We start from the raw sequence: 23,058 nt of genomic DNA, 5'->3' as shown, positions 1-23,058 counted from the left end.
AGACAATCGGCCTCGAACATCAGGAGTCGCCATGGATCTCACGAACAAGGTTGCGATCGTCACCGGCAGCGGCCAGGGCCTCGGATTGGCCTACGCCCAGGAACTCGCCCGCCGTGGCGCCTCGGTCGTGGTCAACGACATCGACCGGGACACCGCCGAGGCCGCTGTCGCCTCGATCACCGAGGCAGGCGGCAAGGCCCATGCCGTGGTCGGGGCCGTGGGCAGCACGGAAACCGCGCAGGCTCTCGTCGACGGTGCCGTGGAGACGTTCGGGCGGCTGGACGTCCTGGTCACCAACGCGGGCATCCTGCGCGACAAGGTCGTGTGGAAGATGACCGACGAGGACTTCGATCAAGTGCTCAACGTCCACATGCGCGGCACCTTCACCTGCGTGCGCGCCGCCGTGGTCAAGATGCGCGAGCAGGGCGAGGGCGGTCGCATCATCTGCATCGGCTCGCCTGCCGGGCAGCGCGGCAACTTCGGCCAGACCAACTACTCCGGTGCCAAGGCGGGCATCGTGGGCATGGTCCGCACCTGGGCCATGGAACTGGCCCGCGCCGAGATCACCGTCAATGCGGTCGTGCCGGTGGCGGCCACCGCGATGACCGAGACCATCCCCTTCCTCAAGCCTTACGTCGATGCCATGAACAACGGCGAGGAGCTGCCCGCCTTCGCGCGTCGCGAGCTCGGCTTCGGTGGACCGCAGGACGCTGCCGGCGTCGTGGCTTTCCTGGCCGGCGATGCCGCTGCCGAGATCACCGGACAGGCCGTGGCCATCGGCGGCGACCGCCTGGCGCTGTGGTCGCACCCGGACATGACCGCCACCGCCTACCACGACGGCGGCTGGGACCCCGACGCGATCGAGCAGGAATGGCCGACCACCTTCGCCGATCACCTCGAATCGGTCGGTGAGAAACTCCCCGAGGAGGCAACCGCGCAATGAGCAGGTACACCTACGGCATCGATACCGAGTCCATCACCGCGCTGGATGTGCACACCCACGTCGAAATCGACGGCTGCGGCCACAAATCCCTCGACGACGACCTGATCGCGGCCTCGGAGAAGTACTTCAAGTCCGGCCAGGAACGCACTCCGAGCCTGGAAACCATGGCCGAGCACTACCGCGAGCGCAACATGGCCGCGATCGTGTTCACCGTCGACGCCGCCTCCGCCACCGGCCATCCCGTCAACTCCGTGGAGGAGATCGCCGAGGGCGCCGCCCGCCACAACGACGTGCTGATCCCCTTCGGCTCCGTCGATCCGTGGCAGGGGAAGGCGGCCGTCAAGCGCGTGCGCACACTGGTCGACGAGTACGGGGTCAAGGGGTTCAAGTTCCATCCCAGCCTGCAGGGATTCGAACCCAACAACCGTGACTTCTACCCCGTCTACGAGGCCCTGGCCGAATGCGGCGTGCCCGCCCTGTTCCACACCGGCCAAACCGGTATCGGTGCCGGGCTGCCCGGCGGACACGGCATCAAGCTGCGCTACTCCGACCCGATGCTGCTCGACGACGTCGCCGCCGACTTCCCCGAGCTGACGATCATCATGGCGCATCCGTCGGTGCCCTGGCAGGACGCGGCGATCTCCAGCGCCTCGCACAAGCCCAACGTCCACATCGACCTGTCCGGGTGGTCGCCGAAGTACTTCCCGCCGCAGTTGGTGCAGGCCGCCAACTCCTTCCTGCGCCACAAGGTCCTGTTCGGTTCGGACTTCCCCGTCATCCAACCCGATCGCTGGATGCGCGACTTCGAGAAACTCGACATCAAAGACGAGGTCCGGCCGCTGATCTTCAAGGACAACGCACTGAAGATTCTGGGCCTCGGCGGCTGACGCAGCAGGTCACGCAGCATTTCATCACCCCCCGCAGGTCAACTCCCCCAGGAGGAGCCGTGTCCACTGACACCGCGACGAACACGACCACACTGGACACCCTCGCCGAACTCGAGAAGTTCGAGGGCAAATCGCTCGGGACCAGCTCGTGGTTTTCCATCGCCCAGGACCGCATCAACACCTTCGCCGATGCCACCGACGACCACCAGTGGATCCACACCGATCCCGAACGCGCCAGCGCCGAAAGTCCCTTCGGTGGCCCCATCGCCCACGGCTATCTCACGCTGTCGCTGATCATCCCCATGTGGGAGGAAGTGCTCACCGTCAACAGCGTGACCACGGCGGTCAACTACGGGCTCAACAAGGTCCGCTTCGTGAACCCGGTTCCCGCCGACGGCCGGGTGCGCCTCAACGCCACCCTCAAACAGTATGAAGAGCTGCCCAAGGGCAGCGTCCAGGTCACCGTCGACGCCGCCATCGAACTCGAAGGTAGCGAACGACCCGCCTGCATCGCCGAGGCCGTCTACCGCATGTTCGAGTGACGGCCCCTTCCGGGCACGCGCGTGAGCACGGGGAGGCCGCCCCGCATCCGGTGCGGTGAGACCGCCTCTCCGTGCCTCATGCATCCGCCGGAATCACCGACATCGCGCTGCGGCTGCATGCCGAACTCACCGATGCCGCACAAGCCGGTGACACACCGCTGTCGACGAGAGCACGAAATCTCCTCAAGGAAAGGGAACCGATGTCTGCACCACCCGAAGTGGTCCTGCTCGGCACTTCCGGCGGCCCTCGGTGGCGGCGTGCCCGCGCCGGAATCGCCTCGGCCGTGACCGTGGGCGACGCGGTCTATCTCGTGGACTGCGGTTACGGTGTCGGCCGTCAGATGATCCGGGCAGGGCTCGGCCTGGACCGCTTGCGCGGGGTCTTCGTCACGCACATGCATTCCGACCACACGGTCGACTTCTTCAGCCTGCTGCTCTACGGCTGGTACGAAAACCTCGAAGGCATCGACCGTCCCGTCACCGCTCTCGGCCCGGGCGATCGCGGCGCCGTCCCTCCTGCCTCGCCACACGCTCAGGTCCCACCGCCGACGATCTGCCCGGACAGTCCCACACCGGGCCTGGCCGAGATGACCGGCCACCTCATGCGGGCCTTCGCCACCGATGTCAACGACCGCCTGCGCGACAACCTCCGGCGCCCTCCGGAGGAACTGCTCACCGCCCGCGATATCGAACTCCCGGAGACGGTTGCCTTCCACCCCGACCGGAATCCGTGCCCGCCCGTGCGGCCCTTCGACATCTACGAGGACGACCGTGTCCGCGTGCGCGCCACCCTCGTGCAGCACGCCCCGGTGGCTCCGGCCTTCGCGTTCCGTTTCGACACCGACGAGGGGTCGGTCGTGTTCTCCGGCGACACCGGGGTCTGCGACAACCTGCTCGAACTCGCCGCAGACGCCGACGTCCTCGTGCACGAGGTGATCGACGAGCAGTGGGTCCACCAACGCTACGAGGGCGGACGAACCGAGCAGCAGCGCTCCATGATCGACCACCACCTCACCGCGCACACCCCCATCCCCGATACGGGGCGTGTGGCCGAGAAAGCCGGTGTGCGAAAGCTCGTGCTCACGCACTTCGTTCCGGGGGAGCTTGAGCGACCGCGGTGGCACGCCGCCGCCGAGGAGTTCTCCGGCACCCTCATCGTCGGCGAAGACCTCACCCGGATACCACTCAGCCGCAGTTGATCCTCGACAAGAACGGCCGGAAGCTCCGCGAGAAGTTCACGCTCCGCGATGACTTCGCCGCCCCCAGGACCTGCTTGGCGATCATGTGGTAACGGCCACGCCGTCGTGGGAAACCGATCCGGAGGGTCGACTCTCTCCCGTCGCCCAGGTGGGTACAGCTGTGTCTCCGCAGGTCGTTCCGCACGGCGGAGAGCGGGATCACCGTGGCATGCTCGCTTTTCAGCGAGACATTGGAGGTCACCGTGGAGCAGGATCCGAACCGCCCGCTGCAGGACGAGGACATGGCGACCGTGGGCGCAGGCGGTGTCGCCGCCCGCACCCGGGATGCCGACACGCAGGATCAGGATGCCGACGGCACCGACCAAGGCGATGACGCCGACACCCAGGACGCCGACGGCACCGATCAAAGCGATGACGCCGACACCCAGGACGCCGATAGCGGTGATTCGCGGGATTCGTGAGAACGGTGGGAGTGGGCATGGATTCCCTGCAGCGATGTGTCGGGGAGACCGAACACTTCGCCGAGCAGGTGTGGGGCAGGCGCGTCATGGTGCACGGTCCGGCCCCGGAGGGGTTCGAGGACCTGCTGAGTCTCGACGATGTCGACCAGCTGCTGTCGGGCTACGGGATGCGGACCCCGACGTTCCGGCTCGTCCGGGAGGGACGGGCCTTACCCGCCTCGGAGTACACGCATTCGGCCCGGATCGGCAACACGCCGATGACCGGCATCGCCGATCCGGCACGCGTGTTCGCCGCCGTTGAGCAGGGAGCGACCCTCGTCCTGCAGGGACTGCAGCGCTATTGGCCACCGCTCACCCGTTTCTGCCGGGAATTGGAGATCACGCTCGGCCATCAGTGCCAGGTGAACGCCTACATCACTCCACCGGACTCCCGGGGCTTTCAGCCGCACAGTGACACGCACGACGTGTTCGTGCTGCAAGCATTCGGACGTAAGACGTGGCAGATCTGGCCGGCCCCCGGAGAAGAAGGCGCCGACGACGAGCAGGCGGCCACGAACGTCGAAATGGAACCGGGAACGGCCGTGTACATGCCGACCGGCACCAGACACGCCGCACGAACACAGCACGCCCTGTCCGGTCACCTCACGGTCGGGGTTCATCCGACACGGTGGCGACAGGTGCTGGAAAAGGCGCTCGCCCACGTGCTCGTCGATCCGGCTCTGGATGATCCACTCCCCGTGGGGTTCCACCGCGAACCCGAGGCACTGACCACGCGGGTCAACGGCCATCTCGAGGAGCTGAGCACGCAACTGGAGAAACTGGAGGCGCGCGAGATCACCGACGACCTCGTCGAGCGTTTCCTGACCGGCCGCCCCTCGTTGCTCCGTGGTGGGCTGGTCGACCGGATGCGTCTGGCCACCTTGGACGACGAGGGGATTCTGCGCCACCGTCCCGGCTCCGTGTGCGAGATCCGGACCGACGATGTCGATCACGTGCGGGTCCTGCTCGGCGACCGGGAACTTCGGACCCCCCGGTGGGTGGAACCGGCGATACGCGAGGTCGCCTGCCGCAGCACCTTCGCCGTGCGAGATCTCGCACCGCACCTGGATGCGACCAGCCGCCTCGTTCTGGCACGGCGACTCGTCCGAGAGGGGTTGCTCGAGGTCACGGATGAGTGAGGCCGGTAGTGCGGCCGGGGCACGCTGCCACGCGCGCAGCCTCGCCCGAAACGAGCCGCTACACGGCACCGCATCCACGGTTCGGGGCTGGATACTGTTGGAAGATCCCGGCCCGTGGGGCGTGCACGCGCTCCGGGACAGCCGACTCGATACGACACTGACGGAAAGGCTGCAGGAAGCGAGCAGGCGGCTGCGCCTGCGCGTCGTACTCATCCGTCGTACACGGCGCCAAGGCCAGTCGACACTGCGGCGCCGCCGCTGCTTTCTCGCTCGAACCGGCCTCGGCGAGGGCTGGGTGGAGCAGGCCCTGCTCGACGAACCCGGCCAGGTCCTGGATCTCGACCTGGAAAGGCTCGCCCGCGGACTCCGCCCCGGGCTGCAGCCGGTCCCGGATCCGCTCTTCTTCGTCTGTACGCACGGGCGGCACGATCCCTGCTGTGCCGAGCAGGGGCGGCCCGTGGCCGAAGCGCTGACCGAACGTCTTCCGGAACAGACCTGGGAGGTCTCCCATATCGGCGGAGACCGGTTCGCGGGCAATCTCCTCGTGTTGCCGCACGGGCTGTACTTCGGGCGAGTGCCTGCCGAAGAGGCCGTCCCGCTCGCCGAGGCGTACGTACGAGGCGAGATCGACCCCCGGTACCTGCGAGGACGCGCCGCCTATGGCTTCGCCACCCAGGCCGCGGAGTGCTTGCTGCGCGCGGAGACCGGTATCCGCGGCGTCGACGACCTACCGCTTCTCTCGTCCCACAGCGAGGGCGACGACACCGAAGCGACGTTCGCCGCTCCCCGGCAAGGCCACTACCGGGTCAGAATGCGGACGGCACCCGCCCCACCCGAGCGGAGGCTCACCTGCCACACCGAGCAGCTCTCCGCCCCGCCCGAGCACCACCTGGTGGAGCTGCGTCACGAGGTGCCATGACCCGAGCTCGAGAACCGGCGAAGGCCTCCAAGCCCGACGCATCGGCAATTCGCGTTCAACCGCGCCTTCTCCGGGTGTCCGCGGGCTTCAGGTTTCCGGCGGCATGTCCTCGGGCAGGTGCCGGGAGGACGAGGGTGGCACTTGCCGGACATCCTCCTCGCCCTCCGGCTCCGTTTCCCGCTCGTCCTCCGGAGTGATCCTGTCTCCGGCACCCTCGTCGTAGCCTTCGTCCTCCGCATTCGACTCGTCGGGGGAAGCCCGCCCCAAATCCGGCGGGGGCTGCTCGTTCGTCATGGTGATCCTCCTTGTTTCCCTGCTTTGTCGAAGGTCGCACCGGGTGGGCAGCATCCTGCGCGAAATCCGGATGACAACGGTTTCACAGTGGCCGCTTCGGATCCTTGTGCGACGCCCCGCCCGGTCCCTCGGGAACCGACTCATCTCCGGTCACGCCGGGAGAGTCGGTGTGCTCCTCCTCGTAAGTAGGGCGAGTGTGCTCCTCCGCGAAGTCGGGCTCGTCCTCTGTCCGGCGCTGTTTCTCCGGTTCACGTCCGCTCATCGTGCATTGCCTCCGCTCGGCTCGCATGGCGATCCGCAGGCCCGGCCCCACCCGCTCGCCTCACACCACATTCGCCCGGAGCCTGCTCACTGCTTCAGTTCACGCCACAACCGGTCGGCATCGTTGTCGAAGGGAGCACCGCGGGCGGCCGCGCGTTCCACGTCCTGGCGCAGTGCCTGCAATTCACCCTGTGCCAGGTACGGATCATCGACGCCCTCGGATCGCAACCACTCCAGCAACTCGTGCCAGCTCTGCCACCTGCGGCCCCGCAGGATGTAGTCGACCGCGGCACTGTCGTAGTAGGCCTGGTCGTACGCGGAAGGACGGTTTGTCCCCGGACGTTCCATTCGATCCACTCCTCCGCAGCCTTCTGCCCACTGGCCCATGTCGACTACCCGTGAGTTCGTCGGCCCAAACGAGAGAACCTTCGCCGAGCCGGTCGGATGATCGGTCGCGCGTGCTCCTGGGTTTGTGCACTGTTGATTTGTACGTACCAGTTAGTTAATTCAGGAATGGTGAAGTGGCCCCGGCACACCCCGTCAAGAGCAACACCGGATATCTAGCAGGCGCTCAGGTACTCCAGGATCATGTCACCGAGCATCCTGCGGTAATGGTCCCGATACGCCGGATCCAGCATGTCCCGACCGAAGATCGCGCTGAAGGTGTGCCGGTTGGCGGTCCGGAACACGCAGAACGAGCTGATCATCATGTGCACGTCGAGGGCGTCGACGTCCTGCCGGAACTCGCCTGCCGCACGTCCCCGCTCGAGAATGCCCGCCAGCACGTCCAGGGCCGGCTTCGCCAGACTCGCCAGCGTCGAGGACTTCCCGATGTGCTCGGCACAGTGGATGTTTTCGATGCTGACCAGCCGAACGAAGTCCGGATGCGACTCGTGGTGGTCGAAGGTCAGTTCGGCCAACCGCCGGAGGGCCTCGACCGGTCCGAGGTGCTCGACGTCGAGCTCCTGCTCGGCCGAGCGGATCGCCGTGTAGGCCCGTTCCAGCGCCGCGCGGTAGAGCTGTTCCTTGCTGCCGAAGTAGTAGTAGATCATCCGCTTGGTCGTCCGCGTCTTCGCGGCGATCTCGTCCACTCGGGCACCGGCGTAGCCCTGCTCGGAGAACTCCTGGGTGGCGACATCGAGAATCTCGGCACGAGTTCGGTCGGCATCGCGCTGCCGCTCCGAACCACTCGGCAAGGAGTTGGCGGGCGGGTTGTCGGACAGCGGTGCGGCCACCGGGTCCCCTCTCGTACGGGTGTGCGGCCTTCAACTCTAAGTGGCGAGGTCCACACCGCCCATCGCCCCGGCATGGCGACCCGGCACGGCGAGTCCACGACTCCTCGCTCGTGCTCGCACGGCGAGCCCCAATTAACTATCTGGTACGTTCGCTTCCGACTCGCTTCGGGAGGAGATCTCGTGCCCCTGACCACGTTCGCACTCATCGAGCCGCACCCGAATCCGTCCGGGACACAACGGCCGGACGGCGGCCACCTCTCAGCCGGTGCCCGAGTGCATCCCGGCAAGACGACCCCGAGCGCGGTGTCGACATGAGCGGCCGGGACGGATATCTGATCGGGTTGGTCGGCTCGGGCATCGGCCCATCGCTGACCCCGCCCCTGCACGAGCGCGAGGCCGACGCGCTGGGCGTGCGCTACCTGTACCGCCGACTGGACATCGACGAGCTCGGCCTGCCGGCCACCGCGATCGGCGAGATCCTGGCTGCCGCCCGGTTGTCCGGCTACGACGGGCTCAACATCACCCACCCGTGCAAGCAGGCGATTCTCGATCACCTCGACGAGCTTTCGCCCGATGCCGCAGCCCTGAACGCGGTCAACACCGTCGTGTTCACCGAGGGCAAGGCTGTCGGGCACAACACGGATTGGTCCGGCTTCGCCCGCAGTGTCGACCTGGGACTTCCGGATGCTCCGCTGAGCTGCGTGGTGCTACTCGGAGCAGGTGGGGCGGGCGCAGCCGTCGCGCACGCACTCCTCACCCTGGGCACCGGACGACTCCACATCCTCGATGTCGACCCCGACCGCAGTGCGGCGCTGGCGACCTCGCTGTGCACACATTTCGGCGCCGACCGCGCCATCGCCGGACGACTGGACAACGGCGGCGACGCGCTGGCCACCGCCATCGGCGAGGCCGACGGTCTGACGCACGCCACTCCCACCGGTATGGCCGCCCACCCGGGCCTGCCGTTGCCCGCCGAGTTGCTCCGCCCCGACCTGTGGGTGGCCGACGTCGTCTACCGGCCGCTACACACCAAACTGGTGACGACCGCGAGGGCCCAAGGTTGCCGGGTCCTCAACGGTGGCAGGATGGCTGTCTACCAGGCCGCCGACGCATTCCGCCTGTTCACCGGCATCGAACCCGATGCCGACCGGATGCTGGGCCATTTCGACACACTCGCCGAAAACGACACGGCAGGAAGCCCGGAAAACCATGTCCACCGTTGACACCACCACATCACCTTCCGGTCCGTCTCGATCGAACCTCGGCGCCCGCACGGGGATCGCGACCGTGTGCCTGTCCGGCACCCTGGAGGACAAGCTGGCCGCGGCAGCCGCCGCGGGCTTCGACGGGGTGGAGATCTTCGAAAACGACCTCATCGCCTCACCGTGGCCACCACGGCAGGTCCGGCAGCGCTGCACCGACCTGGGACTTTCCGTCGATCTCTACCAACCCTTCCGCGAGTTCGACGCGGTCTCACCGGACGTGTTCACGGCGAACCTGCGCCGAGCGGAACACAAGTTCGACGTGATGGAGCAGCTCGGCTCGGACACGCTCCTGGTCTGCTCGTCGGTGTCGCAGGATGCCGCCCACGATGACGACCTCATCGCCGAGCAGCTGCACACACTGGCCTGCCGTGCCGCCGAGCGCGGCATCCGGATCGCCTACGAAGCACTCGCATGGGGTCGGCACGTCAATACCTACGACCACTCGTGGGAGATCGTCCGACGCGCCGACCATCCGGCGCTGGGCCTGTGCCTGGACAGCTTCCACGTGCTCTCCCGCGCAAGCGACCCGGCCGGAATCGGCGACATCCCCGGCGACAAGCTGTTCTTCCTGCAACTGGCCGATGCTCCCCGCTTGGACATGGACGTGCTGCAGTGGAGTCGGCACCATCGGCTCTTCCCCGGTCAGGGTGCCTTCGATCTGTCCGCCTTCGTCGGCCGTGCGTTCGCCGCCGGATACACCGGCCCCCTGTCCTTGGAAGTCTTCAACGACGTGTTCCGCCAGTCCGACCCCGGCCGCGCAGCCGTCGACGCGATGCGCTCACTGCTGTTCCTCCAGGAACAGGTCGAGGTGGGCCATCCCGCCGTGCCCCAGGACCGTGCGCGAGTCACCGAGCTACCACCGGCCCCGGACCTCACCGGGCACGCGTTCACCGAGCTGGCCGTCGACGACGCCTCCGGCAAGCAGGTGGCGAACGCGCTGGCCGGCCTCGGGTTCACCCACACCGGGCAGCACCGTTCCAAGCCGGTGCAACTGTGGCAGCAGGGCAGCGCCCGGGTACTGCTCAACACCACCGAGCCGAGCGCGAGCAACGAGTCGGGGGCCGCAGTCAGCGCACTCGCCGTGGACAGCGCCGACCCGACACGGTCCGCACGGCGCGCGGAAGCACTGCTGGCTCCCGTACTTCCCCGCACCCGCGGCGCGGACGAGGCGAGCCTGGCCGCTGTCGCCGCGCCGGACGGCACATCGGTGTTCTTCTGCCGCACCGACGATGATGCAGGCTGGCCTGCGGATTTCCTCTCCACGGGCCGCTCACCGGAAGCCGGGGTCGGCCTCACCAGGACCGACCACGTCGCGCTCACCCAGCCCTTCGATCACTTCGACGAAGCCACCCTGTTCTACCGTTCGGTGCTCGGGCTGCACCCGGAGAATCCCACCGAGTTCGCCGCACCATTCGGTCTGGTGCGCAGCCGCGCCGTCACCGATCCGGCCCGCGAGGTCCGGATCGCGCTGAGCGTGGCGCTGCTGCGCCGCGGCGAGGAATGGGCTCCCGGGGTCTCCGCCCCGCAACACATCGCCTTTGCCACCGACGACATCATCGCCGGCGCACGAGCGATGCGCGCACGGGGCGCACCGCTGTTGGAGATTTCCGGCAACTACTACGACGATCTCGATGCACGTCTGACCCTCGATCCCGAGCTGCTCGCCGCGATGCGTGAGTGCAGCGTGCTCTACGATCACGACGAGCACGGGGAGTTCCTGCACTGCTACACCGAGGTACTCGGCTCACGCATCTTCTTCGAGGTGGTGCAGCGCATCGGTGGCTACACCGGATACGGCACCACCAATGCCCCGGTCCGGATGGCCGCCCATCGCAGGCTGCGCGTCGCCAGGAGCACCGGCGCACCGCTCAACGAGCGATAAGGGCCGACGCTATCCCACCTTGCGGTGCACGTCCTCCTTCGCCGACGGCCCCGAGGGAGTGTGCGCGATCCAGGGCCCGTCGATGGAGGGATCGAGTACGCCCTCCTCCAGCCAGGTGTGCCGTTCCTGCAGGACCGTCCGTGTCAGTGACCGATCCTCGTCATCGGTGTTCGTCCACAAGCGATCGAACAGTTCCTCGACTCGGATTCTGGCCTGAGCACAGAACACACCCGCGAGTTCGTAAGCCGAGCGTCCCTGTTCCGGGTCCTGTTCACGCAGCATCTCGGCGCGGACACAACTCGCGCTCATGGCGAACAATTCCGCGCCGATATCCACGATCCGTGCCAGGAAGCGCTGCTTGAGCTCCATCCTGCCCTGCCAGCGCGACATGGCGTAGAAGGTCTGCCGTGCCAGGCGACGGCTGGCTCGTTCCACATAACGCAGGTGGCCTGCCAGCTCGCCGAACTCGGCGAACGAATTCGGCAACTGGCCCTTTCCGGCAGTCAGCGTCGGCAACCAGCTCGCGTAGAACTTGGCCGCCCGTGCCGCGGCCTTCGCCTTGCGAGTGAAGCCGGCATCCGGATCGATGATGTCGCCGGCCACCGACAGGTGAGTATCCACCGCCTCCCGGGCGATCAGCAGATGCATGATCTCCGTGGACCCCTCGAAGATCCGATTGATCCGCATATCACGCAGGACCTGCTCGGCCGGGACCCCGCGCTCGCCACGGGCAGCCAACGATTCGGCCGACTCGAAGCCACGGCCACCGCGAATCTGCACCAACTCGTCGGCGATCGACCATCCCATCTCGGAGCCGTACAGCTTGGCCAGCGCGGCCTCGATGCGGATGTCGTGCCGTTGTTCATCGGCCATTTCGCCGGACAGTTCCGAAACCGACTCCAGCGCGAACGCCGTGGCCGACATGAACGCGACCTTGCCCGAGACCGCCTCGTGCTCGCCGATCGGCCTTCCCCACTGCACTCGCTCGGCCGACCATTCCCGGGCGATCTTCACACACCACTTGGCCGTTCCAGTGCACATCGCAGGCAGCGAGAGCCTTCCGGTGTTCAACGTGGTCAATGCGATCTTCAGGCCGGCTCCCTCGGCGCCGATGCGGTTCTTCGCGGGAACGCGAACCTGGTGGAACCTGGTCACACCGTTCTCGATGCCGCGCAGTCCCATGAAAGCATTCCGGTTCTCCACCGTGATACCGGGACTGCTCGCCTCGACCACGAAGGCGGTGACGCCCCCCGGATGTCCCTCCGAGGCAGGCACCCGGGCCATGACCACCAGCAGGTCGGCGACCACACCGTTGGTGGTCCACAGCTTCACCCCATCCAGCAGGTAGTCACCGTCGCCGGTCGGGGTGGCACTGGCGGCCAGCCGCGCGGGGTCACTGCCCACATCGGGTTCGGTCAGCAGGAAGGCGCTGATGTCGGTGCGCGCACACCGCGGCAGGAACTCCTCGCACTGCTCCGCAGTGCCGAACATTTTCACCGGCTGCGGCACCCCGATGGACTGGTGCGCCGACAGCAGCGCACCCAGCGACGGATGCGCCGAGCCCGCGATCATCAGGGCCCTGTTGTAGTAGACCTGGGACAGGCCGAGCCCGCCGTACTCGGTACCGATCTTCATCCCGAGTGCACCGAGTTCCTTGAGCCCGGCGATGACCTCGTCCGGAATGGCCCCGTCCCGCTCGATGGCGACACCGTCGACCTTCTCCTCGCAGAACTGGCGCAGCCGACCGAGGAATTCCTCGCCGCGGTCGCGACGCTGCCGGTCACCGGCCGGGTAGGGATGGATGAGATCGAGCCGGAACCGGCCGAGGAAGATTTCCTTGCCGAAGCTGGGCTTGTCCCATCGGGTTTCGCGGGCTTGCTCTGCAACCTGCCTGGCCTCGCGCTCGCCGACAGGGTGCTGCGGTTGAGCCGTTCGGTTCGGTTCCACTGCGGTCATCGCTGACCTCCTGCAGTCCTGGGCCACCTCACGCCACTACTCGTTGGTAACCGCCACGCTACTACCGGTTGGTAACCACCGCGACCGCATCGGCTCGGTGCTCTGTCATCCGTTGGAGTGACACGTCTTCGAATGCCGAGGCCTCCGCCGACTGCCGGAGGCCCAGGGATCTCGTCCGCCGGAGACGGATCAGGGATCTCGCCCCAGGAAGGCGAGCAACCGATCTCCCGGACCGGCCCATGGCGGCACGTCCACGGGCGCGGCGAAGCGCCCCGGGCGATCGGCGTCGGTGACGAACAGCGGTAAGAGTGCGAGCATCTCCTCGGCCAGCGGTTCCGGAATCGGCCGGTGATCCCGGCGGGCTCGGGCGATATCCCATCCGTGTACGGCGATCTCCAGCGCTCCCGTGCTCGTCACGATGCCGGTGGTCAGTTCGGCATCCGCGATGGAAACCACGTCGCGGCTTCCCGCACCGGTCGATGCGCCGAGCAGCCGGCAGGCACGGTTGCGCAGTGCGGTGACGGGATCCACGGCCGGATCACCGTCCTCGGCAAGCGCCTCGATTCCGACGTGCCCGGTATCGACGGCTTCATGCAGCGCGACGAGGGATTCCTCCATGTGTCTCAGCAGTGCCCGCAGGTCCCAGTCCCGACAGGGCGTGGAGCACAACAGGTCCGCCTGTGTGACGAGGTGCAGGCTACCGAGCGTGTAGGTGATCGCCCGTTCGAGCAGTCCCACTCCGTCGAGCAGCGGCACCCTCGTGTGTTCCTCGTTCATCGTGATGTCCGCGTCAGCACATCGACCGCTGCGGCCGGCCGGGTGGCGGTCTCCGGGAGTCCGAAAGTGGCGAACAAGCGATGGTCGAAGAACGCGGCGACATGAGCCACCCCCGCGGCGGTCAGGGTGAGCACCTGCAGGTGAAACGGCCGGTACACCCCCTCGTCGTCGCGCATGTACACCCCGAAGGCGGGCTGGCCGTTCGCCTCGGTCGGGATCAGTCGCAGATCGCCCGGTCCGGCGGGGCATTGCGTGGCGATGAGACGGCCGATGTTTTCCGGACTGCGGTACCACCCCGTGAACGGTGGCATCTCCCAGACGGCATCGGAGGTGAACAGCTTCACGATGGCGGCGACGTCCTTGTCCTCGAAGGCCGCGACGTAGCGGTCGAGCAGCTCACGCTGCTCCGGAGTGGCCGGTTCGACGACTTCCTCCTGCCTCGGCGCCATCTGCTCGATCTGGGCTCGCGCGCGTTGCAGGATGCTGTTGACGGCGGGGGTCGAGGTGCCGAGCGCCTCGGCGACCTCGGCGGCGCGCCACTGCAGCACGTCGCGCAGGATCAGCACGGCACGCTGCCGGGGCGGTAAGTGCTGCATGGCGGCGATGAGTGCCAGCCGCATGCTCTCGCGGGAGGTGACGATCGCGGCGGGATCGGTCCGCTCGTCGCCGACCATGCCGTCGGGGATGGGTTCCAACCACGGCGTTTCCGGCTGCTGCACCAGGTCATCGGCGGCATCGGAGCTCGATCCGCCGAGGCCGGTGGGCAGCGGGCGCCGCCCGCGGCTTTCCAACGCGGTCAGGCAGGTGCGGGTCGCGATCCGGTAGAGCCAGGTACGCAGGGAGGACCGCCCCTCGAAACGGTCGTAGGAACGCCACGCGCGCAGGTAGGTCTCCTGAACCAGGTCCTCGGCGTCGTGCACCGAGCCGAGCATGCGATAACAGTGCGCGAGCAGCTCACGCCGGAACGGATCGGCCAATCGGAGGAAATCCTCATCGACCGGATCGTTCGTGCTGATCGGGTTGTCCACCATGACCATGCCCTTCAACTCTCCCTGCCCTCGGTTTTCGACTGTAGGCCACAAAGCATCTCCGCGGGGGCCATTACTCGTACGGACCGAGCCGACGAGACAAACTCATCGCCGAAGTCCCGGAAACCGTCGGCTCCACCGCACTGCTGTGCGGGGAGCTTTCGGATCCAGCACGTGGCAGCCAGTGCCACGGAAAACCCGGTGATCGCCGTCACCAGTAGGAGCATCCACGTCAGAGTCAGCATGGTTTTCCCTTCTTGCGCTGCGTTGCCGTACCGAGGCACCAGGCCACGCAACCGAGCATGCGGAACCGGCGTGGACGAAACCAGTGTCCTGATGGACAACATGTGCAAAAATCGGGCCATGGCTGCTTTCCGGGCCTCCGAGCGACACCGCGTGGCCGTGCTCGTCCGCCATGGTCTGATGCCGATGGAGCTGGGCCTGGTGCACCAGATGTTCGGGCAGGCCTGTGCGGCCGGAGGTGAACGGCTGTACGAGGTCGTCACCTGCTCACTCGTCCCCGGTGAGATCCGTACGGACGCCGACTTCTCCACTCACGTGGCATGCGGCCCCGAAGCCCTGGGCGAAGCCGATACCGTGGTCGTTCCGGCCTCCCACGAGCCGGACGAGACCGAAACCGAGGGACGTCTCAGTGCCCCACTGGCCGATGCCCTGTCTCACATCCGTCCCGGTACTCGGATCGCCTCGATCTGTACGGGCGCCTTCGTACTGGCCGCCGCAGGACTACTCGACGGACGCCGAGCGACGACGCACTGGAAGTCGGCCGAGCATTTCCGGCGGCTGTATCCGGCCGTGGATCTCGACCCGAACGTCCTCTACACCGACGAGGGAGACGTCCTCACCTCGGCAGGCGAAGCCTCGGGGATCGACCTGTGCCTGCACATGGTCCGGTGTGACCACGGCTCGGCGATCGCCAATGATGTCGCCCGCGCCATGGTCGTTCCTCCGCATCGCCACGGCGGCCAAGCCCAGTTCATCCGGTTGCCCCTCCCCGATTCGCGATCCTCTTCCACCGGTACGGCTCGCTCCTGGGCGCTCGAGCGCCTCGACCGGCCGCTGACCCTGCGCGAGCTCGCCGCCCAGGAGTCGATGAGCGTACGAACCTTCACCCGCCGCTTCCGCGATGAGGTCGGGATCTCGCCGCTGCAGTGGCTGACTCACCAGCGCATCGAGCGCGCCCGGCAGTTGCTGGAGGAGACGGGCCTGCCCGTCGACCGGATCGCAGCACAGGCAGGCTTCGGCACCGCGGCCTCACTGCGTCAGCACCTGCAGACCACGCTCGGCGTCTCGCCGAGCGCCTACCGCCGTACGTTCCGCGATACGGCGGTCCCCACCGAAGAGTGAAGGGGGCACGTCGGTGCCCGCCGCATCACGCCGACGGCCGAGGCAGCCACCCGACTCCGGCGTAGAAGCCGCAGGGGTCCTGCTCCAAGGCTCGGGGCTCGTCGGGGCGCCAGTGCCGGGCATCGACCACTCCCGGAGCGAGAACCTCGAAGCCGGTGAACAGGGCCGCAATGGCCGGGTAATCACGCAGGTGGGCCGGGGTGGAGCTGGTGCGGTAGACCTCGGCGACGGCGCGATGTGGGGCAGCCAGCTCCTCGGTGGGCTGGTCGTCGCTGATGTGCGAAAGCACCAAGGCGCTGCCTGCGGGCAAGGCCTCGCGGTAGGTGGCCACGATCCCGGTGGGATCGGCCTCGTCGGAGACGAAGTGCAGCACCGCCACCATGAGCACCGCGACCGGCTGCCGAAAATCCAGCAATCCGGCCACTCCTGGGGCGGCCAGCACCTCGCGCGGATTCCGCAGGTCGGCAAGGGTAACCGTCACCAGCGGATTCTCGGCCATGAGCCGATCCCCGTGGGCCACGGCAACCGGCTCATTATCCACATAGGCCACCCGGGCCTCGGGATCGTGGTGGTGGGCGATCTCGTGCACGTTGCCCACCGTCGGCACGCCGGAGCCCAGATCGAGGAACTGGCGGATGCCCTTCTGCAGACATGCGCGCACTGCACGGTCCAGGAACGCCCGATTGGCTCGTGCCGAGCCCGCAGCGTGCGGGAACCGGGCCAGTGCCCGGTCGGCAGCCTCGCGGTCGGCGGCAAAGTGGGCATCTCCGCCCAGGTAGTAGTCATACATCCGCGCCGCATTCGGGCGGGTGAGATCGACGTCCGGCTCGTCGGGTACCGGCTGGCGGTCCTCGGCAACCATGCGCACTCCATCGGCCCAGCGGCAACAGTGACACCTCGGTCAACGGACAGCATAGCGACGTTCGCGGCTTGGCGGTCGACTCCGGCACCGTCGGCGACGTCCCCCGTGCGGGGCGAGGACACCTGCCTCGCCCCACACGGAGCGTCCGGCTTGGTCAGCCCCAGACCTCCTCGGCGGTCTCGACGATGAGCTCCAACTTCGCCCACTGTTGTTCCTGCGTCAGCGCGTTGCCCTCCACGGTGGAGGAGAATCCGCACTGCGGCGACAGGCAGAGCTGGTCGAGGTCGACGTACTTGCTTGCCTCGTCGATGCGCCGCTTGAGGTCGTCCTTGCTCTCCAGTTCACCGTTCTTGGTGGTGACCAGGCCGAGCACGACCTGCTTGTCCGGCGGTACGAACCGCAGGGGTTCGAAACCACCGGAGCGCGCATCATCGAACTCCATGAAGAAACCGTCCACCGCCAGTTCGTTGAACAGAACCTCGGCCACGAACTCGTAACTGCCTTCGGCCACCCAGGAGGACTGGAAGTTGCCCCGGCACATGTGGGTGGTGATGTGCAGGCCCTCGGGCCGACCGGCCAGCGCCTTGTTGAGCTGGCGGATGTAGTGCTCGTGCTGGTGCTCGGCATCGTCACCACGGTTGGCGATGAGCTCACGCTGCCTCGGGTCGTTGAGGTAGGCGAGGCTGGTGTCGTCGAGCTGCAGGTAGCGGCATCCCTGCTCACCGATGCGGCGGATCTGCTCGGAGTACGCCGCGGTGAGGTCGGCCCAGAACTGCTCCTCGTCCGGGTACACGTCGGAGTCGAGCTGCGCCCTGCCGCCGCGGTAGTGCACCATGCTCGGCGAGGGGATGGTGAGCTTCGCCGTCGCGTCGGTGTTCTCCTGCAGGAAGCGGAAGTCGTCGGCAAAGATCGTCCTGTCCAGGGTAATCTTGTCGTTGACTCGCATCGCGGCGGGTGAGAAGTCCAGTGTGCCGTCGGAGTTGCGGAACTCCACGTGCATGTGCTCGTCGGACTGCGTGATGCCACCGAGCTGGTAGATGAAGTCCATGTGCCAGGAACTGCGGCGGAATTCACCGTCGGTGGCGCTGCGCAGTCCGATGTCGGCTTGCCGCTGCACCGTCTCGCGGATGGCCTTGTCCTCGACGGAGTGCAGTTCTTCCGCACTGATCTGCCCGGCGTCGTACTGCTTCCGGGCTTCCAGCAAGTAAGGCGGCCGGAGCAGGCTTCCCACATGGTCGGCGCGGAAGGGCGGCGTGGTGCGGGGACTGGACATGCGTGGAACCTCGCAGACTCAAAAAGACGACGCGGTGCTGATTTCCTGGATTTTCGGTTGTGGTTCCGACACCTTCACCCGTTGAAGGTGTGGACATGCGGAGGGAACTTTCGCCGGATGGCCCGCTTACAGTCGATCCCTGTTTTCAGTGAATGAAATAGTTTGTGCACGACCGCATACGGCTAGCCGGAGATTCGCGGTTCGCCGGCTGCGGGCTCCTCCGCCGGCGTGACCGATTCCCGCGAGGTGGTGCTGTCCCCATTGTCGGGGCGCAGCAACAGCAGCACGGCCGCTGTTGCCAGGAACACCACGCCGACGGCGATGTAAAGATGCTTCGGCAGCCAGTTGGCATCGAGCAGTACTCCGGCGATGGTCGGTGACAGGATCGCCCCGGCACGGCCGATCCCGATCGCGAATCCGACCCCGGTCGTACGTACCGAGGCGTCGTAGAGGCTCGGGGCTACGGCGTAGAGCCCTGCGACACAGCCGTTGACGAGCAGACCGATCAGCGCACCGAGAACGAAGGCCAGAGCCAGCGACGAGGTCGAAGCGATGAACACGGCGAGCAGCACGGCGGTGGCGACCAGATAGCTGATCATCACGTTGCGCAACAGGAATCGCGCCGCGAGCGCACCCACCGCTGCCGCACCGAAGATTCCGCCCAGGTTCAGCAGCATCCCGCCGGTGACGCCCTGGGTCTGTGAGAGACCGGCTTCGATCAACAGCTTCGGCGTCCAGCTCGTGACGAAGTAGAAACCGAACATCACGCAGAAGAAAGCCACCCACAACAGCAACGTGGGACGTCGCAGGCGTGGTGTGAACAGTGCACGCACGTTGGCTCCGGTGCCTGATGGAGCCGAGCTGGAACGTTCCGGAAGGCGGTCGAGGGGAGCCTGCCCGAGCCGGCGAGCCAGCGCGTTGATCCGCTGCAGTGCGCGCGACGGCTGCCTGGTCACCAGGAAATCCAGGGATTCCGGCAACCAGAAGAACACCAGCACGAGAGCGGCCGCAGTGGCGATTCCGCCGAAGAGGAACACCGAGCGCCAGCCGAAGGAGCCCAGCAGGACGACCGCGATCGTGCCACCGAGGGTGGCCCCCAAGGCGTAGCCGGTGGAGTTGAGGCTCACGGCCAGGGCACGCCAACGTTTGGAGGCGTACTCGCTGGCGATGACATTACTGCAGGCCAGGATCCCGCCGATGCCGAGTCCTGTGATCACCCTCAGCAGCGCGAGTTGAGTCGGAGACTGACTGGCTGCGGACAGCAGCATACCGAGGCTCGCGACCACGAGGCAGGCCATGATCACGGGTCTGCGGCCGAATCTGTCGGCCCAGGGCGCGATGAACAACGACCCGCCTGCCATGCCGAACAGGCCTGCCGACAGCAGCACCCCGAGCAGCGCTCCACTGAGGGCGAACTCCTGCGACACCGCGTTGGCGGTGAAGGCCATGACGAGCACGTCGAACCCGTCGAGCATGTTGAGCAGAATGCAGATCGCGACCGCGGACCACTGGAACCGCTTCATCGGCCCCTCATCGAGGGCGACGCTCAGTGGATGCTTCATCTGCACTCACCCGGCCCGGCCACGACGGATGCAGCTTGCACGAAAGTGCTCATGGGATGCGGCCCTTCTGTTGGTCGGCTGCGGTGTCCTTGCTCACGAGTTGCCGCAGTGTTCTGTCGTTGTGTCCGCAACACCACCCCCGTTTTCAACTCCTGAAAGGGTTTGTCGGCAAGATCCCGCATTCGTCGCTGTGATTGCCGAGGAGGTACTCGAGCAGGGTGGCACGCCGGTATCGAAACTCGGCAGTACTCTCCAGAGGTTGGCGGCGTTTACCTGCGAGGGCTACTGTCCAGCGGACCCGATGACGTGTGAACAGCGCGCACGCCGGCGCGAAAATGAGGCAGCAATGACATCCGTCGACCGAACACCGGGTGCGAGCCGGTCGGTGACCGCCAAGGTACTTGCGCTACTCGAGGCCTTCACCCCCGACACACCGGAAATGACACTCAGTGAGCTGGCACGGCGTTCCGGGGTATCGCTGCCCACCGCACACCGTCGGGTGGCCGAATTGCTCGAATGGGGCGCGCTGGAGCACGCCCCCGGCGGGCGCTATCGCATCGGGCTACGGCTGTGGGAAGTCGGTTCCCTCGCACCGCGTGGGCTGGGATTGCGTGAGGCGGCCATGCCGTTCCTCGAGGACCTCTACGAGTTCACCAGGGAGAACGTCCAACTCGCCGTCCGGGAAGGCACCGAGGTCGTCTTCGTCGAACGCATCGCGGGCCGCCGTGCCGTACCCGTGTGGACGCGTGTCGGCGGCCGGTTCGCCCTGCACGCCACCGGAGTCGGGCTGGTGCTTCTCGCTCACGCACCCGTCGAGGTCCAGCAGGAACTGCTCGATGCGCCACTGGACCGCTATTCCCCCAAAACCATCACCGACCCGGCCGCGTTGCGGGAGAAACTCGCCAGCATTCGGCAAAGCGGCTTCGCCGTCAGCGATGGCCAGGTCACCGTCGATGCCCTCTCGGTGGCTGCGCCGGTGCTGGGTCAGGACGGTTCCGTGGTCGCCGCGGTCTCCCTCGTGGTCCGCGCCGAAGGCGCACAATCGGCCATGCTGAGACCCGTCGTGCAATCCGCGGCACGAGCGATCACTCGTGCTCTGCACACTCCCGCGCCCACTCCCATCATCAGCCACCGAATCCCGTCCTGAGTCAACATCACCCGAGGACAGGCTGGTCCGCTGCCGCGCGACACTTCGATCACCACGCGCGGATCCGTTGTGACACAGCGCACTGTCCGCACGTACTGCCCTCGTGAATATCGAGGAGTCTTATGGTGGTATGGGAAGACTCGTGCGGGAGGCCATCCGGTGTTCGGCACGGCCGGGCGGAACGTCCGCCCCATGTCGATCGGCAGGCACGGGGATGGGCAGTTGATCGAGGAGGTGCAGCGCGGTGTGGTTGCCAATGCACATCCAGACGGTGGGGCTCACGGAGCCGGAGCACACCCCCCTCTTGCTGTTACGAGAAACCACGGGCCAACGGTGCTTGGCACTGGGCATCGGCGAGGCCGAGGCGATGGCCATCACCCTGGCCCGCACCCAGCAACGCCCACCCCGACCACTGACCCACGACCTGCTCGGCGATGTCATCCGGGCTCTGGGTACGCACGTGGAGCAAGTTCGGATCACGGAACTGCGGGAGGAGACCTTCTACGCTGAACTGGTGTTCCCCGACAACACGATCGTGTCGGCCCGCCCCAGCGATGCGGTTGCCCTCGCGGTGCGCACCGAGACTCCGCTCGTCGCCGACGACACTCTCCTGGCCGAGCACGGTATCCCCGCAGGCGACATCACCGATGAGACCGCGGCAAGCCCTCAGCAGTCGGAAGACCAAATCGCCCAGTTCCGGACGTTCCTGGACCAGATCTCTCCGGAAGACTTCGGCGACAATCCCCCATGACCGCCCGAGCCGGCGAACGGCACAGCGCGAGCACGGCGAGTTTCTCACCGACAGTGATCGCACCTCATCGGCCGACCTGCGGCCGCTGGGGTGGTGAAGCCACCACCCCAGCGGCCGCAAGCAGTCACCGACCGGATTCGGGCACGCGACCGTTGACGCCGGTCAGGCGTGTTCCAGCGCCGCATCGTAGCGACCGTCGCGGGCAGCTGCGTTCAGCCTCCCCCGATGGGCCAGCGTCTCCTGCGCCCGAGTGACATTCTCGGGCTTGCCAGCCCACTCGTGCAGCGTGGGCGCAAGAAGTCCCCGGCCGAACGAGAAGGTGACTTGCCAGGGCAGCGGGCCGAGCTGGTTGATCGCATTCAGGTTCCTCGTGGCCATTTCATCGCTCTGGCCGCCCGAGAGGAACGCGATACCCGGTACCGCAGCGGGTACTGTACGCCGCAGCGTGCGCACAGTGGCCTCGGCGACTTCCGCGGAGCTCGGCTGGTGCTCGTGGTCCTTGCCCGCCACCACCATATTCGGTTTGAGGACCATGGCCTCCAATTCGACGTTCTGCTTGGCCAGCTCGTCGAAGATCACCCGCAGGGTCCGTGTGGTCGCTTCCTCCGCGGCCTGCAGCGAGTGATCACCATCCATCAAAACTTCGGGTTCGACGATCGGCACCAGACCGGCTTCCTGCGACAAGGCCGCATACCGTCCCAGCGCGTGCGCATTGGCATGGATGGCGTGCGCGCTCGGGCGCCCCTCGCCAATGTCGAGCACCGCCCGCCACTTGGTGAACGTCATACCGAGGTCAACATACTCGGCGAGGCGGTCGCGAAGACCGTCCAGCCCCTCCGTGACCTTCTCACCGCTGCTCCCGGCAAGCGGCTTGGCTCCCTTGTCCACCTTGATTCCGGGGAGGACCCCGTTGTCCGCCACGATCCGGCGCAGCGGAGCCCCCTCCGATGAGGACTGGCGGATCGTCTCGTCGAACAGGATCACACCGCTGATCGAACTATCGAGCTTCGGCGTGGACACGATCAGCTCACGGTACTGCCGCCGCACCTCTTCGGTGGACTCGAGACCCTCCGCATGCAGGCGCTTGTCCATCGTCCCGGTGCTCTCGTCCGCCGCGAGGATGCCTTTGCCCCGGGCGACCATCTGTTGTGCGATCAGCCGCATATCGTCGCTGAACACGGTGCTCCCTTCGTCGAGTGGAGTGGCCTCGCCAGCACCGGCCCACCATGGTCGGGCGAAGCCGGATGCCTGCCCTCCGGGCACGGCCAATT

General features: G+C 66.9%; 23 protein-coding genes. 12 read left to right on the top strand and 11 right to left on the bottom strand.

The features are described 5' to 3' along the window. Positions 1–31 precede the first annotated feature (31 nt). From JOF55_RS22265 to JOF55_RS22235, 7 genes are all read left to right on the top strand, one after another. Entirely contained in the window at positions 32–943 is a 912-nt protein-coding gene (locus JOF55_RS22265; RefSeq protein ID WP_310277867.1) for an SDR family NAD(P)-dependent oxidoreductase, read from the top strand. Continuing rightward, positions 940–1,830 (top strand): 4-hydroxyphenyl-beta-ketoacyl-CoA hydrolase, encoded by an 891-nt coding sequence (gene couO / locus JOF55_RS22260; RefSeq protein ID WP_310277864.1) that lies wholly within the window; start codon positions 940–942, stop codon positions 1,828–1,830. Before JOF55_RS22265 ends, couO begins: the two co-directional genes overlap by 4 nt. A gap of 59 nt (positions 1,831–1,889) precedes the next feature. Beyond that, positions 1,890–2,372 (top strand): MaoC family dehydratase, encoded by a 483-nt coding sequence (locus JOF55_RS22255; RefSeq protein WP_310277861.1) that lies wholly within the window; start codon positions 1,890–1,892, stop codon positions 2,370–2,372. A gap of 71 nt (positions 2,373–2,443) precedes the next feature. Continuing rightward, positions 2,444–3,571 (top strand): MBL fold metallo-hydrolase, encoded by a 1,128-nt coding sequence (locus JOF55_RS22250; RefSeq protein ID WP_310277858.1) that lies wholly within the window; start codon positions 2,444–2,446, stop codon positions 3,569–3,571. A gap of 203 nt (positions 3,572–3,774) precedes the next feature. Further along, complete coding sequence (locus JOF55_RS22245) at positions 3,775–4,032, top strand: hypothetical protein (protein WP_310277856.1); 258 nt, start codon at positions 3,775–3,777, stop codon at positions 4,030–4,032. 17 nt (positions 4,033–4,049) lie between these two features. Further along, positions 4,050–5,210, top strand: a complete 1,161-nt coding sequence (locus JOF55_RS22240; RefSeq protein WP_310277853.1) for a cupin domain-containing protein — start codon at positions 4,050–4,052, stop codon at positions 5,208–5,210. Beyond that, the gene (locus JOF55_RS22235; RefSeq protein WP_310277850.1) at positions 5,203–6,129 is read left to right on the top strand and encodes a ferredoxin family protein; all 927 of its coding nucleotides are present in this window, start codon (positions 5,203–5,205) and stop codon (positions 6,127–6,129) included. Before JOF55_RS22240 ends, JOF55_RS22235 begins: the two co-directional genes overlap by 8 nt. Before the next feature lie 87 nt (positions 6,130–6,216). Here JOF55_RS22235 and JOF55_RS22230 read toward each other — a convergent pair whose 3' ends face one another. From JOF55_RS22230 to JOF55_RS22215, 4 genes are all read right to left on the bottom strand, one after another. Continuing rightward, positions 6,217–6,423 (bottom strand): hypothetical protein, encoded by a 207-nt coding sequence (locus JOF55_RS22230; RefSeq protein ID WP_310277847.1) that lies wholly within the window; start codon positions 6,421–6,423, stop codon positions 6,217–6,219. A gap of 82 nt (positions 6,424–6,505) precedes the next feature. Further along, positions 6,506–6,685, bottom strand: coding sequence for a hypothetical protein (locus JOF55_RS22225; RefSeq protein ID WP_310277844.1), 180 nt, complete (start codon positions 6,683–6,685; stop codon positions 6,506–6,508). Positions 6,686–6,771: 86 nt separating this feature from the next. Beyond that, positions 6,772–7,032, bottom strand: coding sequence for a hypothetical protein (locus JOF55_RS22220; protein WP_310277841.1), 261 nt, complete (start codon positions 7,030–7,032; stop codon positions 6,772–6,774). Positions 7,033–7,244: 212 nt separating this feature from the next. Continuing rightward, positions 7,245–7,919, bottom strand: a complete 675-nt coding sequence (locus JOF55_RS22215) for a TetR/AcrR family transcriptional regulator (protein WP_310277838.1) — start codon at positions 7,917–7,919, stop codon at positions 7,245–7,247. A gap of 311 nt (positions 7,920–8,230) precedes the next feature. Between JOF55_RS22215 and JOF55_RS22210 the strand changes: the two genes are divergently transcribed. Beyond that, the gene (locus JOF55_RS22210; RefSeq protein ID WP_310277835.1) at positions 8,231–9,142 is read left to right on the top strand and encodes a shikimate dehydrogenase; all 912 of its coding nucleotides are present in this window, start codon (positions 8,231–8,233) and stop codon (positions 9,140–9,142) included. Further along, positions 9,129–11,066 carry a bifunctional sugar phosphate isomerase/epimerase/4-hydroxyphenylpyruvate dioxygenase family protein gene (locus JOF55_RS22205; RefSeq protein WP_310277830.1) on the top strand — a complete coding sequence of 646 codons (1,938 nt, stop codon included), beginning with the start codon at positions 9,129–9,131 and terminating at the stop codon, positions 11,064–11,066. The genes JOF55_RS22210 and JOF55_RS22205 overlap by 14 nt, the downstream gene beginning before the upstream one ends. A 9-nt stretch (positions 11,067–11,075) precedes the next feature. Here JOF55_RS22205 and JOF55_RS22200 read toward each other — a convergent pair whose 3' ends face one another. The 3 genes from JOF55_RS22200 to JOF55_RS22190 all read right to left on the bottom strand — a co-directional run bounded on the left by JOF55_RS22200 (position 11,076) and on the right by JOF55_RS22190 (position 14,836). Further along, the gene (locus JOF55_RS22200; protein WP_310277827.1) at positions 11,076–13,022 is read right to left on the bottom strand and encodes an acyl-CoA dehydrogenase family protein; all 1,947 of its coding nucleotides are present in this window, start codon (positions 13,020–13,022) and stop codon (positions 11,076–11,078) included. A 189-nt stretch (positions 13,023–13,211) separates the two neighbouring features. Next, positions 13,212–13,799, bottom strand: a complete 588-nt coding sequence (locus JOF55_RS22195; protein ID WP_310277824.1) for a TIGR03086 family metal-binding protein — start codon at positions 13,797–13,799, stop codon at positions 13,212–13,214. After that, on the bottom strand, positions 13,796–14,836 hold the full coding sequence (locus JOF55_RS22190; RefSeq protein ID WP_310277822.1) for a sigma-70 family RNA polymerase sigma factor: 1,041 nt from the start codon (positions 14,834–14,836) through the stop codon (positions 13,796–13,798). Before JOF55_RS22190 ends, JOF55_RS22195 begins: the two co-directional genes overlap by 4 nt. A 327-nt stretch (positions 14,837–15,163) precedes the next feature. Here JOF55_RS22190 and JOF55_RS22185 point away from each other — a divergent pair, with 327 nt between their 5' ends. Next, entirely contained in the window at positions 15,164–16,192 is a 1,029-nt protein-coding gene (locus JOF55_RS22185) for a GlxA family transcriptional regulator (RefSeq protein ID WP_374727585.1), read from the top strand. 25 nt (positions 16,193–16,217) lie between these two features. Here the strand turns inward: JOF55_RS22185 and JOF55_RS22180 are convergent, their stop codons facing one another. The 3 genes from JOF55_RS22180 to JOF55_RS22170 all read right to left on the bottom strand — a co-directional run bounded on the left by JOF55_RS22180 (position 16,218) and on the right by JOF55_RS22170 (position 19,889). Continuing rightward, complete coding sequence (locus JOF55_RS22180) at positions 16,218–17,054, bottom strand: SAM-dependent methyltransferase (protein ID WP_310277816.1); 837 nt, start codon at positions 17,052–17,054, stop codon at positions 16,218–16,220. A gap of 154 nt (positions 17,055–17,208) precedes the next feature. Beyond that, positions 17,209–18,327 carry a 5-methyltetrahydropteroyltriglutamate--homocysteine S-methyltransferase gene (locus JOF55_RS22175; RefSeq protein WP_310277813.1) on the bottom strand — a complete coding sequence of 373 codons (1,119 nt, stop codon included), beginning with the start codon at positions 18,325–18,327 and terminating at the stop codon, positions 17,209–17,211. A 182-nt stretch (positions 18,328–18,509) separates the two neighbouring features. Next, positions 18,510–19,889, bottom strand: coding sequence for an MFS transporter (locus JOF55_RS22170; RefSeq protein ID WP_310277810.1), 1,380 nt, complete (start codon positions 19,887–19,889; stop codon positions 18,510–18,512). Positions 19,890–20,235: 346 nt separating this feature from the next. Between JOF55_RS22170 and JOF55_RS22165 the strand changes: the two genes are divergently transcribed. Together JOF55_RS22165 and JOF55_RS22160 are read left to right on the top strand one after the other, a co-directional pair. Next, positions 20,236–21,036 carry an IclR family transcriptional regulator gene (locus JOF55_RS22165; protein WP_310277808.1) on the top strand — a complete coding sequence of 267 codons (801 nt, stop codon included), beginning with the start codon at positions 20,236–20,238 and terminating at the stop codon, positions 21,034–21,036. Positions 21,037–21,292: 256 nt separating this feature from the next. Continuing rightward, positions 21,293–21,787, top strand: coding sequence for a bifunctional nuclease family protein (locus tag JOF55_RS22160; RefSeq protein WP_310278508.1), 495 nt, complete (start codon positions 21,293–21,295; stop codon positions 21,785–21,787). A gap of 162 nt (positions 21,788–21,949) precedes the next feature. Here JOF55_RS22160 and JOF55_RS22155 read toward each other — a convergent pair whose 3' ends face one another. Beyond that, positions 21,950–22,966, bottom strand: a complete 1,017-nt coding sequence (locus JOF55_RS22155; protein WP_374727584.1) for a class I fructose-bisphosphate aldolase — start codon at positions 22,964–22,966, stop codon at positions 21,950–21,952. Positions 22,967–23,058 lie beyond the last annotated feature (92 nt).

Origin of the sequence: Haloactinomyces albus, assembly GCF_031458135.1 — a bacterium.
GTDB lineage: Bacteria > Actinomycetota > Actinomycetes > Mycobacteriales > Pseudonocardiaceae > Haloactinomyces > Haloactinomyces albus.
Note: the sequence above shows the minus strand (reverse complement) of the source record. Positions and strands in the feature narration are given on the sequence as shown.

Excerpts from the sequence above, each read along its gene's own strand:
- JOF55_RS22265 (WP_310277867.1), top strand. The coding sequence starts at position 32 with ATGGATCTCACGAACAAGGTTGCGATCGTCACCGGCAGCGGCCAGGGC.
- couO (WP_310277864.1), top strand. The coding sequence starts at position 940 with ATGAGCAGGTACACCTACGGCATCGATACCGAGTCCATCACCGCGCTG.
- JOF55_RS22240 (WP_310277853.1), top strand. The coding sequence starts at position 4,050 with ATGGATTCCCTGCAGCGATGTGTCGGGGAGACCGAACACTTCGCCGAG.
- JOF55_RS22235 (WP_310277850.1), top strand. The coding sequence starts at position 5,203 with ATGAGTGAGGCCGGTAGTGCGGCCGGGGCACGCTGCCACGCGCGCAGC.
- JOF55_RS22230 (WP_310277847.1), bottom strand. The coding sequence starts at position 6,423 with ATGACGAACGAGCAGCCCCCGCCGGATTTGGGGCGGGCTTCCCCCGAC.
- JOF55_RS22225 (WP_310277844.1), bottom strand. The coding sequence starts at position 6,685 with ATGAGCGGACGTGAACCGGAGAAACAGCGCCGGACAGAGGACGAGCCC.
- JOF55_RS22220 (WP_310277841.1), bottom strand. The coding sequence starts at position 7,032 with ATGGAACGTCCGGGGACAAACCGTCCTTCCGCGTACGACCAGGCCTAC.
- JOF55_RS22210 (WP_310277835.1), top strand. The coding sequence starts at position 8,231 with ATGAGCGGCCGGGACGGATATCTGATCGGGTTGGTCGGCTCGGGCATC.
- JOF55_RS22205 (WP_310277830.1), top strand. The coding sequence starts at position 9,129 with ATGTCCACCGTTGACACCACCACATCACCTTCCGGTCCGTCTCGATCG.
- JOF55_RS22200 (WP_310277827.1), bottom strand. The coding sequence starts at position 13,022 with ATGACCGCAGTGGAACCGAACCGAACGGCTCAACCGCAGCACCCTGTC.
- JOF55_RS22195 (WP_310277824.1), bottom strand. The coding sequence starts at position 13,799 with ATGAACGAGGAACACACGAGGGTGCCGCTGCTCGACGGAGTGGGACTG.
- JOF55_RS22190 (WP_310277822.1), bottom strand. The coding sequence starts at position 14,836 with ATGGTCATGGTGGACAACCCGATCAGCACGAACGATCCGGTCGATGAG.
- JOF55_RS22185 (WP_374727585.1), top strand. The coding sequence starts at position 15,164 with ATGGACAACATGTGCAAAAATCGGGCCATGGCTGCTTTCCGGGCCTCC.
- JOF55_RS22180 (WP_310277816.1), bottom strand. The coding sequence starts at position 17,054 with ATGGTTGCCGAGGACCGCCAGCCGGTACCCGACGAGCCGGACGTCGAT.
- JOF55_RS22175 (WP_310277813.1), bottom strand. The coding sequence starts at position 18,327 with ATGTCCAGTCCCCGCACCACGCCGCCCTTCCGCGCCGACCATGTGGGA.
- JOF55_RS22170 (WP_310277810.1), bottom strand. The coding sequence starts at position 19,889 with ATGAAGCATCCACTGAGCGTCGCCCTCGATGAGGGGCCGATGAAGCGG.
- JOF55_RS22165 (WP_310277808.1), top strand. The coding sequence starts at position 20,236 with ATGACATCCGTCGACCGAACACCGGGTGCGAGCCGGTCGGTGACCGCC.
- JOF55_RS22160 (WP_310278508.1), top strand. The coding sequence starts at position 21,293 with ATGCACATCCAGACGGTGGGGCTCACGGAGCCGGAGCACACCCCCCTC.